Source organism: Pseudenterobacter timonensis, assembly GCF_900021175.1.
GTDB classification, from domain to species: Bacteria; Pseudomonadota; Gammaproteobacteria; order Enterobacterales; family Enterobacteriaceae; genus Enterobacter; species Enterobacter timonensis.
In genome coordinates this window covers 242,815-256,709 of sequence record NZ_FCOP01000012.1, presented here as the reverse complement: position 1 = coordinate 256,709, position 13,895 = coordinate 242,815, and the positions used below count along the sequence as shown (strand labels likewise).

The 13,895-nt window shown below is 54.1% G+C and carries 16 protein-coding genes; 5 read left to right on the top strand and 11 right to left on the bottom strand.

The genetic code is table 11. The features are described from left to right. Nucleotides 1–28: 28 nt before the first annotated feature. Entirely contained in the window at nucleotides 29–202 is a 174-nt protein-coding gene (locus BN3796_RS14615; RefSeq protein WP_061709081.1) for a GhoT/OrtT family toxin, read from the bottom strand. 384 nt (nucleotides 203–586) lie between these two features. Here BN3796_RS14615 and BN3796_RS14610 point away from each other — a divergent pair, with 384 nt between their 5' ends. From BN3796_RS14610 to BN3796_RS14600, 3 genes are read left to right on the top strand one after another with little or no spacing between them, the layout of a single operon-like run. Next, nucleotides 587–913, top strand: coding sequence for a DUF1971 domain-containing protein (locus tag BN3796_RS14610; RefSeq protein WP_061709080.1), 327 nt, complete (start codon nucleotides 587–589; stop codon nucleotides 911–913). 28 nt (nucleotides 914–941) lie between these two features. Then, nucleotides 942–1,295: a DUF1971 domain-containing protein gene (locus BN3796_RS14605; protein ID WP_061709079.1), complete on the top strand. Its 354-nt coding sequence runs from the start codon at nucleotides 942–944 to the stop codon at nucleotides 1,293–1,295. A gap of 3 nt (nucleotides 1,296–1,298) precedes the next feature. Further along, entirely contained in the window at nucleotides 1,299–1,481 is a 183-nt protein-coding gene (locus BN3796_RS14600; RefSeq protein WP_061709078.1) for a DUF1869 domain-containing protein, read from the top strand. Nucleotides 1,482–1,529: 48 nt separating this feature from the next. Here BN3796_RS14600 and BN3796_RS21015 read toward each other — a convergent pair whose 3' ends face one another. Then, nucleotides 1,530–1,664, bottom strand: coding sequence for a hypothetical protein (locus BN3796_RS21015; RefSeq protein ID WP_238379231.1), 135 nt, complete (start codon nucleotides 1,662–1,664; stop codon nucleotides 1,530–1,532). Nucleotides 1,665–1,939: 275 nt separating this feature from the next. Continuing rightward, nucleotides 1,940–2,389: a hypothetical protein gene (locus BN3796_RS14590; protein ID WP_061709076.1), complete on the bottom strand. Its 450-nt coding sequence runs from the start codon at nucleotides 2,387–2,389 to the stop codon at nucleotides 1,940–1,942. A 344-nt stretch (nucleotides 2,390–2,733) separates the two neighbouring features. On the opposite strand from BN3796_RS14590, the gene ttcA reads away from it, so the two are divergent. Then, nucleotides 2,734–3,669 carry a tRNA 2-thiocytidine(32) synthetase TtcA gene (gene ttcA, locus BN3796_RS14585; RefSeq protein WP_061709075.1) on the top strand — a complete coding sequence of 312 codons (936 nt, stop codon included), beginning with the start codon at nucleotides 2,734–2,736 and terminating at the stop codon, nucleotides 3,667–3,669. A 34-nt stretch (nucleotides 3,670–3,703) separates the two neighbouring features. Here the strand turns inward: ttcA and dbpA are convergent, their stop codons facing one another. The 4 genes from dbpA to BN3796_RS14570 all read right to left on the bottom strand — a co-directional run bounded on the left by dbpA (nucleotide 3,704) and on the right by BN3796_RS14570 (nucleotide 7,792). Then, nucleotides 3,704–5,077, bottom strand: coding sequence for an ATP-dependent RNA helicase DbpA (dbpA, locus tag BN3796_RS14580; RefSeq protein ID WP_061709074.1), 1,374 nt, complete (start codon nucleotides 5,075–5,077; stop codon nucleotides 3,704–3,706). Nucleotides 5,078–5,105: 28 nt separating this feature from the next. Further along, nucleotides 5,106–5,285, bottom strand: coding sequence for a proline-rich small protein YnaL (gene ynaL, locus BN3796_RS21010; RefSeq protein WP_073885233.1), 180 nt, complete (start codon nucleotides 5,283–5,285; stop codon nucleotides 5,106–5,108). A gap of 274 nt (nucleotides 5,286–5,559) precedes the next feature. Next, nucleotides 5,560–6,543, bottom strand: coding sequence for a zinc transporter ZntB (gene zntB, locus BN3796_RS14575; protein ID WP_061709073.1), 984 nt, complete (start codon nucleotides 6,541–6,543; stop codon nucleotides 5,560–5,562). A gap of 121 nt (nucleotides 6,544–6,664) precedes the next feature. Then, nucleotides 6,665–7,792: a methyl-accepting chemotaxis protein gene (locus BN3796_RS14570; RefSeq protein WP_061709072.1), complete on the bottom strand. Its 1,128-nt coding sequence runs from the start codon at nucleotides 7,790–7,792 to the stop codon at nucleotides 6,665–6,667. 431 nt (nucleotides 7,793–8,223) lie between these two features. On the opposite strand from BN3796_RS14570, the gene BN3796_RS14565 reads away from it, so the two are divergent. After that, nucleotides 8,224–10,341, top strand: coding sequence for a putative bifunctional diguanylate cyclase/phosphodiesterase (locus BN3796_RS14565; RefSeq protein ID WP_061709071.1), 2,118 nt, complete (start codon nucleotides 8,224–8,226; stop codon nucleotides 10,339–10,341). Here the strand turns inward: BN3796_RS14565 and BN3796_RS14560 are convergent. Genes BN3796_RS14560 through BN3796_RS14545 form a run of 4 tightly spaced genes read right to left on the bottom strand, consistent with a single transcriptional unit; the run spans nucleotide 10,292 to nucleotide 13,802 of the window. Further along, the gene (locus tag BN3796_RS14560) at nucleotides 10,292–11,365 is read right to left on the bottom strand and encodes a DUF2955 domain-containing protein (RefSeq protein ID WP_061709070.1); all 1,074 of its coding nucleotides are present in this window, start codon (nucleotides 11,363–11,365) and stop codon (nucleotides 10,292–10,294) included. The genes BN3796_RS14565 and BN3796_RS14560 overlap by 50 nt on opposite strands. Beyond that, entirely contained in the window at nucleotides 11,355–12,419 is a 1,065-nt protein-coding gene (locus BN3796_RS14555) for an HlyD family secretion protein (protein WP_061709069.1), read from the bottom strand. The genes BN3796_RS14560 and BN3796_RS14555 overlap by 11 nt, the downstream gene beginning before the upstream one ends. A gap of 6 nt (nucleotides 12,420–12,425) precedes the next feature. Continuing rightward, nucleotides 12,426–12,890: a MarR family winged helix-turn-helix transcriptional regulator gene (locus BN3796_RS14550; RefSeq protein ID WP_061709068.1), complete on the bottom strand. Its 465-nt coding sequence runs from the start codon at nucleotides 12,888–12,890 to the stop codon at nucleotides 12,426–12,428. Between the two features lie 51 nt (nucleotides 12,891–12,941). Beyond that, entirely contained in the window at nucleotides 12,942–13,802 is an 861-nt protein-coding gene (locus BN3796_RS14545; protein ID WP_061709067.1) for a helix-turn-helix transcriptional regulator, read from the bottom strand. Nucleotides 13,803–13,895 lie beyond the last annotated feature (93 nt).

The window sequence follows — 13,895 nt, the reverse complement described above, 5'->3', positions numbered from 1 at the left end:
CGCACTGCGCCCGCATCAGCGGGCCAGATCAGAAAAGCGAGATTAACAGCGCGACAGGGAAGCTCATCGGCCAGGTTGAGCCGATCAAAAAGGCGCTCAGAAAACGGATGCGCTTACGATCCCGGGTCAAAAACCAGGTAATAAGCGCGCACAGCAGCGCCATAACGGCGTAAAAAACCAACATTTTTTGGTAGAGTGTCATTTCTCGTTCCCTGACGGCCTGGCATAATCGCGCGCAATATGCGGCAATATTTGATGCAGATCAAGTTTTTTGTTACAAAATAACCACTCAATCTCCGAGGCTAATCCTTAAGTAGAATCTGTTGCTGAATTTAGCGTTTGAAAAAGGCCGCCGCAGCGACCTTGTGTTCCGGCTCTATTTTTTGTCCGGCTGGGGCTTTTTATCACCCGATTCAGGTGCTTCTCGAGGATCGTCTTTATCAATAAAATTCATATTTGCCTCCATATTGCCTCAGGAATTAATAAGTATAGACCATCCTGAAGCTGGCCTTATAAGTTGCATATTAAATGCAACTTATGCATAATGGTTCTGCCCAAACGCGGTTGTATGGCGAGAGGAGAAACGATGTTACGCATTCCACCAGGCTGTATTCATACCCGGTCCACCCCTTTCTGGAACAAAAGCACCGCCCCTGCCGCCATTTTCCAGCGCCATCTGGATAAAGGCACGCGTCAGGGCGTCTATCCCCGGCTCAGCGTGAGTCACGGTGCGGTTCGTTACCTGGGCTACGCCGATGCATCTACGCCGGAGCCAGACAGCGAGATGCTCATTGAGGCGGGCCGCTTCGGCGTATTCCCCCCGGAAAAATGGCATCACATAGAGGTCATGAGTGAGGATACCGTGTTCAGCATCGATTTTTTTGTTGAACCCGAGGTTCTTAGATCACGTTAAGCGCCCGGACGCTTAGGAGAACTCAACTATGCTACGTATTCCTGATAATTTTGTTCATACCCGCTCTACCCCCTTCTGGAATAAAGAAACCGCGCCCAAAGCGCTCTTTACCCATCACAACACTAAAGCACATGTTTATGGCCGCCTGAGCGTAATGCAGGGCGCGGTGCGCTATTTTGGCTTCCCGGACGGCGACGCCACCGAGCCGGATATGGAATGCGTGATTGAAGCCGGATCGTTTGGCATTTCCCCGCCGCAAAAATGGCATCGTATCGAGCTTCTGACCGACGACACTTATTTCAATATTGATTTCTTTGCCGATCCTGAGGCGGAACTGCAGGGTGCCGGTCTTGGAAAAGTGGTCAACACACACAAGGAGTAAAAAATGGGCAAGCCGACCTGGACCCTCTCCGTCACCAATAACAGCAACGGCGTGTCGGTTGATTATGAAACGGAGACGCCCGGTGAATTATTAATTCCCGATGTGGCGACGGACGTTGTTAAAGATCTGGTCAATACCGTGCGTGCTTATGATACTGAAAATGAGCACGACGTCTGTGGCTGGTAATATATCCACAAAACAATAAACCGCCAGCGGCGGTTTATTGTGACTGTGCTACAACGGTTTATTTATTCCGTCAGGATCCTCGGGGGAGAGTGGATCGTTTTCATCAGGAATATCCGGCACGTCATCGCCCGGAAGAGGGTCATTTTCAGGAAGAGGATCAACGACATCAGGACGATCAACCATAAAACCTCCGGCAAACGGGTCTATTTTTTCGGTTTTTGTTTACTTTCATCCCTGGGCATTTTTTGCGGCTGTTTAGGCTGCTCCTTATTGACGCTCAGTATTAAGGATTTCATAAAACGCTCCGCCAGGACAGGCAGCTTGCTGCTGCTTTAAAATTATACGCAGAGGGGTTGATTTACTCGAGCGGGACGGTGTCGCTTTTATCGCAATCGACTCAAAAGACAATGAATTTAGTTTTTGTTTTTTTACCCGCGCATGGATGGCTGCAGCAACTTTTAAAATCGGGGAGCGATGCCAAATTTCGGCGCTTTAATATTCGCCGCCCAGACCTTGATATCATGCTGTAAGAGCAGCGTAAAATCTGACTCAAGGTGCCGGTAGATAGCGTTGACCTCTTTTGCGTCTTTTACTGCGAAATGCTCAATTTTAAATCGTTCGTACTGACTACAGCGGTAGGCTGCCGGCACTTCCCTGCCATTCACGCGCAGCTTCTGCTTCTGCGGCAGACAAGCTCCCTCGGACAGATAGGAAACCAGCATATTGGCTGTATTGCGTCCCGGCTGGGAGAGGCTAAACATCACCGGCAGACCTGCTGCTGTTTGGGTCATATCATAGAGAACGGCGTTTTTGATGTACCAGGTATTGTACTCTCTTTGCTGCAACGCTCCCCAACTGGCTGCAGAAAATAAGGTCAGCGTTATGGATACAATAGCCTGAATATTCATAGGTTTTATTTTTTACCGTTTCGTTTCCTCCATTATGTTGAGCCAGACAAAACACGCAACAGGTTAAGATTAATCCTACTAACTTTGACAGTCTGCATCGCATATGTCGGGCCAGAGTTGCAAATCATGCTGGCATTCGTCGCCGCAATCCGTACCATACACGCACACTTTCGCATGCTGATGACTTCCGCAGGCGCAAACCTGTCTAATCAGATGGGGCACATGAACGCGCCGAGGGTGTATAAATCTATGATTAACGGTGAGCAGGGGTAACGCGCACTCCGTACTGACGCGTTGTAAAGGTTGCCCTCCCGGTGCCCCATTTGAGATTTGAGTAAGAATAAATGTCTACTAATCAAGAAATTACAAAGAAAGAACAGTACAACCTGAACAAGCTGCAGAAACGCCTGCGCCGTAACGTTGGCGAGGCGATTGCGGACTTCAACATGATTGAAGAAGGCGACCGCATTATGGTTTGCCTCTCAGGGGGCAAAGACAGCTACACCATGCTGGAGATCCTGCGCAACCTGCAGCAAAGCGCGCCGGTCAACTTCTCTCTGGTGGCGGTCAACCTTGACCAGAAACAGCCTGGCTTCCCGGAGCACATCCTGCCGGAATATCTGGAGCAACAGGGCGTCGAGTATAAAATCGTGGAAGAGAATACCTACGGCATCGTTAAAGAGAAGATCCCGGAAGGTAAAACCACCTGCTCGCTCTGCTCTCGCCTGCGCCGTGGCATTCTCTATCGTACGGCCACCGAGCTTGGCGCGACCAAAATCGCGCTGGGTCACCACCGCGACGATATCCTGCAGACGCTGTTTTTAAATATGTTTTATGGCGGCAAAATGAAAGGTATGCCACCGAAGCTGATGAGCGATGACGGCAAGCATATCGTTATTCGCCCGCTGGCCTACTGCCGTGAGAAGGACATTGAGCGCTTCGCCGAAGCCCGCCAGTTCCCAATCATTCCGTGCAACCTCTGCGGCTCGCAGCCAAACCTGCAGCGTCAGGTGATTGCCGATATGCTGCGCGACTGGGATAAACGCTACCCCGGGCGTATCGAAACCATGTTCAGCGCGATGGAGAACGTGGTCCCTTCCCACCTCTGCGATACTGAACTGTTCGATTTCAAGGGGATTACCCACGGGTCAGAAGTGGTAGATGGCGGCGACCTGGCGTTCGACCGCGAAGCAATTCCGATGCAGCCCGCAGGCTGGCAGCCAGAAGAAGAAGAGGCGCAGCTAAATGAGATGCGCCTCGACGTGGTGGAAGTAAAATAAAATCTGGCGTCTCAGCAAAAACTGAGACGCTTTTTTATTTCAGCAGCCTTACGCGGCAGGTTTTGCCTTTGATCTTACCGTTTTGCAACCCCTTCCAGGCTTTTTGCGCCACCGACTGACGAACGGCAACGTAAACGTGCGCTGGATGGACGGTGATTTTGCCGATCTCTGCGCCATCCAGACCGATATCACCGGTCAAGGCTCCCAGCACGTCGCCGGGGCGCATTTTGGCTTTTTTGCCGCCGTCGATGCAGAGCGTCGCCATCTCCGCGTCAAGCGGGACCAGGCTGACCGCCCCCGGCGCGCTCACCCAGTTAAGCGTAAGCTGCAGCATCTGTGAAAGAATGTTGGCGCGCTGCGCCTCTTCCGGCGCACAGAGGCTTAACGCCAGCCCGCTGTTGCCCGCCCGCGCGGTACGCCCGATGCGGTGAACATGGACCTCCGGGTCCCAGGCCAGCTCAAAGTTGACCACCATCTCCAGCGATTTGATATCCAGACCACGGGCGGCCACGTCTGTTGCCACCAGCACTCGCGCGCTGCCGTTAGCAAAGCGTACCAGCGTCTGATCGCGATCGCGCTGTTCCAGATCGCCATGCAGCGCCAGAGCGCTCTGTCCGGCGGCATTGAGCGCGTCGCATACCGCCTGGCAATCCTTTTTGGTATTGCAAAAGATGACGCAGGAGGCGGGCTGATATTTGCTGAGCAGTTTTTGCAGCAGCGGAATTTTCCCCTGCTGGCTGACCTCATAAAACTGCTGTTCGATAGCTGGCAGCTCGTCGACCGTGTCTGTCTCCACCGTCTGCGGATTTTTTTGCACCCGCCCGCTCATGGCGGCGATCGCCTCCGGCCAGGTGGCGGAAAAGAGCAGCGTCTGGCGGCTGGCAGGGGCAAAACGGATAATTTCATCGATGGCGTCGCTAAAGCCCATATCGAGCATACGGTCCGCTTCGTCCATCACCAGGGTTTGCAGCGCCTCCAGCGATACCGTCCCTTTCTGCAGATGGTCGACGAGGCGCCCCGGCGTGGCGACGATGATATGCGGCGCATGCTGCAAAGAGTCACGCTGCGCGCCAAAAGGCTGGCCGCCACAGAGGGTCAGAATTTTGGTGTTCGGCAGAAAGCGCGCCAGACGTCTTAACTCCCCCGCGACCTGGTCCGCCAGCTCTCGCGTCGGGCAGAGAACCAGGGACTGCGTCTGGAAGCGAGAAGCATCAAGATGCTGCAACAGCCCGATTCCGAACGCGGCGGTTTTTCCGCTGCCGGTTTTGGCCTGGACGCGAAGATCGCGCCCTTCCAGGATGGCCGGTAGCGCCGCAGCTTGTACCGGGGTCATCGCCAGATAGCCCAGCTCGTTAAGGTTGGCGAGCTGAGCATCGGGCAGTGCGTTCAGAGTTGAAAAAGCGGTCACAGTCTATTCTCGGGGTCAAAAGTCACAGTCAGGCGCGTATCCTCGCAGATCTCGCCTGCCGATGCGACAACTTAATCGGCTCCTCATCCGGCGGCGGGTCGGGCATAGGCTGCGGACGTGGGATCGGGTCAGGAATCGGGTTGGGATCGGTTGGGACCGGATCGGAAAAGCGCGTGGAAAGCGCCGTTAATGTAGAAAAATTGCGCATATTGCCCTCCATTTTCTGGGTGTACACTTTTTAGGGTAGACGCTGAGGCTCTGCAGGCAAAAAAAAAGCCGACTTATTCAGTCGGCGTCGTACGAATCAATTGTGCTATGCAGTAATTCAAAAAAGGAAGTAAGACAATATGGAGCGCAACGCCCATCGCTTGACGTTGCATTCACCTGCGGGAGTAATCATGCACCTAACGGGGTAGACGTTTATTGACTTCGCTCAAATAAAAACGCGTTTTAAAAACTTAAAAAACGTAAAAAGCGTAAATTTACAGCCATTTACTCCGATGCAACCACCATGTAACACCGCCAATGACAACCACTAACATGATGCAAAAGAGGGAGAAACCGAAGCGATATTCGCCGCCCGGGATCCCCCCCAGATTGACGCCGAAAAGCCCGGTCAGAAAAGTGCTGGGCAGAAAAACCATCGCCATCAGCGACATGGTATAACTGCGCCGCGCCAGCGACTCCTGGGTGACCTGCGCGATTTCGTCCGCCATCACCGCCGTACGGGCTATACAGGAGTCGATCTCATCCAGCCCGCGGCCCATACGGTCGGCGATATCCTGCATACGGCGGCGCTGATCGTCATTCATCCAGTTCAGCCGTTCGCTGGCCAGCCGGGCGTAGACATCCCGCTGAGGCGTCATATAACGGCGCATTACGATAAGCTGTTTGCGCAGCAGCGCCAGAAAGCCGCGCGGCGGGATCTGCTGATCGAGCAGATTATCTTCCAGGTCGATAATTTTATCGTGCAGCTCTTCGATAAATTCGCTGGCATGATCGGTTAACGCATCGCAGACATCCACCAGCCAGGAGCCACAGTCGGTGGGCCCGGTCCCCTCTTTCAGATCGTTGACCACATCGTCCAGCGCCAGTACCTTTCGCTGGCGCGTCGAGATGATAAGCTCCTCGTTCATAAAAAGGCGCATCGCCACCAGCTGATCGGGACGCTCATCGGTGCTGCCGTTTATGCAGCGCAGCGTTATCAGCGTCCCCTCCCCAAGCCTGCTGACGCGCGGGCGCACGCTATCGCCCGCCAGCGCATCCCGCACGCTGTTGGGCAAAAGCGGTGTGGTCGCCAGCCATTGCGCGCTGTCAGGATGGGTATAGTTAAGATGCAGCCAGCAGGGATTCGTCGCGTCGATAACGTCGCTGTCCTGCAGCGACCGCGCCCTGCCTTTACCGTCCAGCACCCATGCAAAAACCGCATCCGGTACGTTAATATCGGCCCCGTTAATGGCTTCCACAGCGTCTCCCTTTGTTTCGCTTAGACGTTGTCAGTCTAGCGGGCCTTAAAGGGGAATCAATAGTTATCAGCGGGATAAAGGTGAATTTCAGAAACGGCGCCAGTCACTCCCGACGCCTCTTTCAGAGAGGATGAGCCGTCAACGCCTGCCGCTCACCGGTAAGGGTCGCTCCGCCCTCGAGCCGGAAGTTGCGGGTGCGCGCCTGAAGTTCGGTGACCTGGTTTTTCAGTACGTCGGACGACCCCGATAGCTCGTCCACCATCGCCACGTTACTTTGAGTGAGGCGCTCTAATTCGGAAAGCGCCTGAGTGATCTGGTAGATGCCCTTCTCCTGTTCGGCGGTGGAGACCGTGATCTCATCCATCAGCTTGCTCACCTGGCCGGAGCCGTTAACGATCTCCTGCATGTTGTTTTCCGCTTCCGCCACAATATTCACCCCCTGGGTGACATTATTGCTGGTGACGTCGATGAGCGACTTGATGCTTTTCGCCGCTTCCGCGCTGCGATGCGCCAGGTTGCGCACCTCTCCTGCCACCACAGAGAACCCTTTGCCGTGATCCCCCGCCCTCGCCGCTTCTACCGCCGCGTTGAGCGCCAGGATATTGGTCTGGAAGGCGATACCGTCGATAAGGGTGATGATTTCCGTCATCTTCTGTGCGCAGTCGGTAATGGACTGCATATTGTTTGCGACCTCTCCCATCAGTTCGCCGCCCTTGCGCGCATGTCGCGTCGCGATGGCGGCGCGCTCGCTGGCGAGGCGCGTGTTGTCGGCATTATTTTTCGTGCTGACAGCCATCTGCTCCATGCTGGCCGCCGTTTGAATCAGCGAAGCGGACTGTTGCTCCGTCTTTACCGTCAGCTCTGCGCTGCGGTTAGAGAGCTTTTCCGAGAGCGACATTGCCGTATGGGCGGAAGCGCGAATTTCCCGTACCAGTGACGCGATATTCGCCGATAAGCTGTTGATACCCGGAATGAGTCGTCCTGCGCAATTATTGCCAAATTCCGAAATAGTGAGCGCAAGATTACCCGCCGTGACCTCTTCAATACTGTTTTTCACCGTATTGATCGGCGTCACAAGATATTTGGTCATATATAACCACAGAATGATAAGCGCCAGCGCGTTAATACTATTTACCGCGATAAAAAGCGGAATATTTTTCGATATCGCAATCATCACCCCGGCATTTAAAACAAGTACAACAAGAAGAAAACCAATAATAAAGCTTCTTACGCTGATATTTCTGAACATAATTTATTCCAGACGATATTGTGCAGGGGACACTCTATTTATATCACCCGCCATCTCTTTTTCCATCACAATTTACGCGTGTAACTTTCTTCGCTCGCAGCGGCCAATAATTTACATTAAGGGAAAACAGATACGCTGCAATACAACATTTGCAGTATAAAACCCCAGAACCTCCGAATTTTTCGCTGTTAAGCAACAGAAACAATGAGTTTACTGATGCTTTATAGTGGTTAATAGTAAAGCAGCTTTAAGTCAGTCGCTGGCATCGATTTAGCATGGCTTAAACCTTTGGCACTATTGCTGAGGTAAGCGCTTTCTATAATGCTAAACATAGCCTTTTGACATAATTATTGCTTAACTCTGTATGGCTCATTATTGTTAAACAGATTCTGCCGTTCTACTCAACTACGCAATATGCGTTGGATCACAGTATGCTGACTGTCACCTGGCACCCTTTACTTATTGCGACCTCGTACCTGGTTGCTTTTATTGCCTCTTTTGTCGCATTAGAGAGTGCAGCTAAGATGACGATGGTGACCCGCAGGGCAGCGCTGTTCTGGCGTCTCGCCGGAGGGGTGACGCTGGGGATTGGGATCTGGTCCATGCATTTTATCGGGATGCTGTCGATGAACATGCCGATACCGATGAGCTACCATCTGACGCTGACCATCGCTTCATTGCTGATCGCTATTTTCGCGGCGACGCTGGGGCTGAATATTGCGGTCTCCGGGAACCGGCGCTCTCCGCTTCGGCTGGCGATTGCGACGCTGATTCTGGGATCGGGCGTGGTGGCGATGCACTACACCGGCATGGCCGCCCTTATGCTTAGCGAGCCTGTCCGCTGGAATAGTACTCTCGTGGCGCTCTCGATCGTCATCGCCATGCTGGCCGCAGGGGTGGCGCTCTGGCTCGCCTTTCATTTACGTAACCAGCATAGAGGGGTCGTGATAAACCGCATCGGCGCTGCCGCGGTGATGGGGCTGGCGATTTGCGCGATGCACTACACCGGCATGCATGCCGCCCATTTTCCTCATGAGAGCCAGCCCCTGCCGGGCGGTATCGGTGAAACCGGCCTCGCGATGTGGGTTAGCGTCACCACCCTGACGCTGCTCGGAATAATGCTCGTGGTATCGATGGTCGACTCTCATTTTCGGGCGCTACGCTTAATGGAAAATCTGCGGCAGTTAAATAAACAGTTGGAGCAGCAGGCACGTTTTGATCCGCTGACCGGGCTGGCTAACCGTTATCAAATGGATCTCTCCATGCAGGCCTGTCTGCGTGACGCGCTGCAAAAGCGCACCTCGTTTGCGGTGCTCTTTATCAACGTCGACCGTTTCAAAGAGGTGAACGATGTGTGGGGCCATTATGTAGGAGACGCGCTGCTGCTGGGCATCGCGCAGCGGATCGCCGCCAGACTCACCCCTGAAATGACCCTTGCAAGGCTTGGTGGCGATGCGTTTATTCTCCTGCTGCCCGACAGCGACGCCGAAAAAGCAACTGCGCTGGCCGCCGCCCTGCTGGAGGCGATGCGCCCTTCTCTTACGATCGGGAATCATCAGATTAACGTCACCCTGAGCATGGGCATCAGCGTCTGGCCGGAGCATGGAGAGACTCTGCACGAACTGACATTTAAAGCCGACGCGGCGATGAGCCATGTCAAGCAGGAGGGGCGCAACGGCTGGGCGGTATGGCGCCCTGAGATGTCAGGCATTTTCACCACCGACCCTGGCTTTCATAAAGATTTAAATCTGGCGCTTGAGCGCCAGCAGTTCGAACTCTGGTATCAGCCTCTCTATCTGGCTGAGCGGCATGAAATACACGGTTTTGAAGCCCTGTTGCGCTGGAACCATCCGGAAAAAGGCGTGCTGGCGCCGGACGCCTTTTTGCCGACGCTGGAAAAAACCGGGCTGATTATACCGGTTGGCGTATGGGCGATTGAGCAGGCCTGCCGCCAGCTTCGCTTCTGGACCGATCAGGGTTTTCACCACTGGACGCTCTCGTATAATTTATCCGCCGTTCAGTTTGAGCAGCCCGATATTTTCGAGGTTATTACCCGTACGCTGGCGAAATATGATCTTGCCCCCTCCCGCCTTATTCTTGAAGTGACCGAAAGCACAGCGCTGAAAAATCTTGAACGCAGCATCGAACTGCTTAACGCATTTAGCCACGCCGGATTTACCATCTCGCTTGATGATTTTGGTACCGGCTATTCGAACCTGCTGATGCTCAGCGTATTGCCCGCCCGCGAGCTAAAAATTGATAAAAGCTTTATCGCCAGCATGCCCGAGAATGATAAAAGCCGCAAAATTGTGCTGACCATTATTAACGTTGCCCGTTCGCTGGAGATGAAAGTGGTGGCCGAAGGCATTGAGAACGAAGATCAAAAAGCGATGCTGATTGAGATGGATTGCGACTACCTGCAGGGCTATCTTTTTTCCCGCCCCATTCCCGCAAGTCAGGTGCCGTGGCGGGTATTACAGGATAAGTCAGATCGGCAGATTATTGCCCCGGCGGTGACGGAATATAGCGCGTCGCCGCAAAGCGATTAAGCAGCAGATGAATTATAAATACCAGCGTCAGCGTGATCAAAATACTTCCCACAACCGAAATTATTCGCCAGAGGTCGCTGAATACCAGGTCGTTCCCCGGATGCAGGCTTTGACCAAACATAATGGCGATGGTGGTAAAGCAGGAGAAGCCCACTCCTGCCCCCACTTTTTCAATAACATGCAATCGCACGCTAAACGCCAGCCCGATAGCCACCAGCGGCATCATCAATAAGAGATGACCGTCGTTACTGTAGAGTAGCAGTTGCGCCAGCAGAACATACATGCCGCCAAGCGTCGCGCCCACGACCCGCCAGAGTGAACTCAGCACCGCCCCGCGATAGTGCATTGGAAAGAGAACCAATACGCCGGCCATCAGCGCAGCCAGGGAATCGCTAAGATCGCATATCTGAAAAACAATAAAGATAAGCGTGGCCACCGTCGCGGCCAGCAGCGATTCGTGGCGCACGCGCGCGGGATCTTTCACGATGAGCGGCGGACGCCCCCGCGGCTCAACATCCGGCAGCACGGTATACATCACCGCGCTCAGGCCAAGCGCCATCACGCTCGCTTCGATAATGGAAAAGATCAGCGTGTGCCAGTCGGTTGTGGGGTAACTCATAAAATTGAGCAGCGCGCTCTGGCACACCACCCCGATAGAGCCTAACAGAAACAGCGTGCCCTGGCTCATCAGGCGGAAAAAGAGAACGTACAGGCTGAACACCGCCAGCGTCATGATTAGCGGCCACTGAGACAGACAGCCGACAAACAGCATGGTCATCATGCAGCTCAGCATAGCGCCACAAAGAAACTGTTTTACCACAAAGCGGTTAAACACCGGCACCAGGGAGAGCAGCATCATCGGATAGATGACATAAAAAACGGTATAGGTGGTGTTATAAAAACAGGAGATGCCAAGGGCGATCATTCCTGCCAGCACGATCCGCAGCGTCTGGCGAAAATCATTCGCCGTATAGAGGCGCTGACCATGGAGAGTCAGCGCCTGCCTCAGGGTATCAATAAACATAATGTAACCAGCTCACCAGGTGGATTTGCACTCCGGAGAAGAAACGCGCCAGCATCCCTTCGCTGTTGTAAAGCTGGACCGTGGCGCGTGCGCCGGTTGGCAGATGCTGTGGCAACGGATCATCCAGCGTTACGTGAATCCGCATCCGCTGCGCGTCTCTTACCCAGCGGCTGGAGCTTTCCGGCTGGGATAACTGACCATTAACCGCCTGCTGCCCCGCGAGGATACCCGCATCGCTGCTGACAACATGGGCGTGAAAAACCTTGCCCGGTAAAGCATCGAAGACCACCGAGGCATCGGTGCCCTCACGGGTATGGCGCAGGCTTTTTTCCCGGAAATCGGCGACGATATCGGTCTGATTATTGACCAGCGCCAGCGCTGCCGAGCCGGAGAGCGCATAAAAGCCCGAGCTGAGCTGCAGGTTACTGACCGTGCCGTCCGTCTGCGCGTAGACCTTTGTCCATGCCAGGTTAAGCTGCGCCTCTTCCAGCGCATTGCGGTATTTTTGCAACGTAACGTTGCGTTTCTCGTCGCGTTCGCCGCGCTGAATCAGCAAATTATCGATTGTCGCATTCAGTGAACTGACCGTCTGCTCGCTGCTCTGCCAGGCGGTGCGGACCTGATCGAGTTCCTGCTGCGAGACGTTCTGCATAGCGCTGAGCCGTTGATAACGGTCGAACGTTACCCTGTCGTTGCGGGTGGTGATTTGCGCTGTTTTCAGATTGGCCCGCGCGGCGGCGATCTGCGCGTCGAGCTGTTGATTAGCCAGCCGCGCCTGCTCAAGTGCGATCTGCGCCGCCTGAACCTTATTAATAAAGGGGGTCGGGTCCAGTTCAAACAGCAAATCGCCTTTTTTAACCTGGCTGTTGTTATGGACATACACTGACGACACGTAGCCGGAGACGCGCGCCGAGACCGGTGTAACCACGCGCATTACGGTGGAATCAGGCGTCAGCGGGATCCAGAGATCGGCAAAAATAAAATAGAGAAAAAGCAGCAGAAAAAAGGCAATAGTGGCCCTTACCCAATGGGCAAATTTTTGTTCGGCGGTCATGGTTAATTACCCCTGGCGATCGTCTTCGCGCATTTTCCGTAAATTGCGGGCGATGTGGTTTAACGTCGTGCTAAATACCGCAAGGTTATCTGCAGGAATATCCTGCGTTACGCGAGTCTGGCAATTTTCAATCACCGTCCTTACTCGTTGCAGTACCGCATTTCCCTCTGGTGTTAGCGTGAGCAGCCGGATGCGTTTGTCATATGGGGAGATGACGCGCAGCAGATAGCCCTGCTTTTCCAGCTGTGCGAGCGTGCGCATCAGCGGCGGCAGCTCAATACCCTGCACCTCCGCCAGTTCGCTGACCGAGACGTTATCCCCTAGTTGACTAAGCTGCATCATGACCGTCCAGCTCGACTGGGTTAACCCCGTGTCGGAAATGGTCTCGTCAATGACCGCGCGAAACTGCCGCACCACCATTGCCATCCGCATCCCCATCGGCCTGCGGGCAAACAGCGCTTCTTCATCCATAGGATCTCCTCTTCTCGCTCACCAGTAAGATAATAGTTATCAGGGTAAGTATCAAAGAACGGATGGTTTAAAAGCAGGAATTGCCAAATGCGAGAACTGATGGATCTGCTGTTCCATTTTGCTGCGGCTTTCTTCATTCGCCGGGTTAAAAACCAGCATCTGCAAATCGCTCCGCCCCTCTATCGCAAGGGTGGAGAACTCCAGATCGATTGCGCCTGCCTGAGGATGCCAGATGCGCTTGACCCCTTCGCCGTGGCTGGCGACATCATTGCTGCGCCACCACGCCTCAAATTCGGGACTAATACGGGAAAGTTCGACAATCAGGCTGTCGGTTTGCGCCGATTTTTCCGTCCGGGCCATATCGGCACGAAACGTATTGACCACCAGCCGCGCCACGGTTTGCCAGTCTTCCTGGGCGTGGCGAACCGCCGGATCGGTAAAGAGCAGGCGCAGCACGTTACGCTCCTCCACAGGACGTGCTCCATAATCGGTTAATATGCAGGTCGCCGCGCGGTTCCAGGCAACCACATCCCAGGAGATGGTTTTGATAATGGCCGGGATAGTGAACGCATCCAGCAGGCGTTGCAGTCTTGGGGTGATATCGGTGGAAAGGATAACCTGTGCTTCAGGGCGGTGGCCAAATGCCAGAATAAACAGATGGTCCCGCTCTGTTGGGGTCAGGCGCAGTCCGCTGGCGATGCGGTTTAAAACCTCCTGCGAAGGTGCGCCTCCCCGCCCCTGCTCAAGCCAGGTATACCAGACAGGGCTGATACAGGCGAGCTGGGCTACCTCTTCGCGGCGTAACCCTGGCGTGCGCCGTCTGCCAGCGATAAAACCAAAGTCAGCGGGATCGAGACGCAGGCGCCGCGCCCGCAAAAAGTCGCCAAGCGACTGCACAGTCGTTTGCATCATCGTTATCCTGTTAAGGTTTATACCCTGATAATGTTTCTACTTTTATCGTATGACTATAGCGCTACCCTGAGCATGAATCCTAATCTCGAGGTG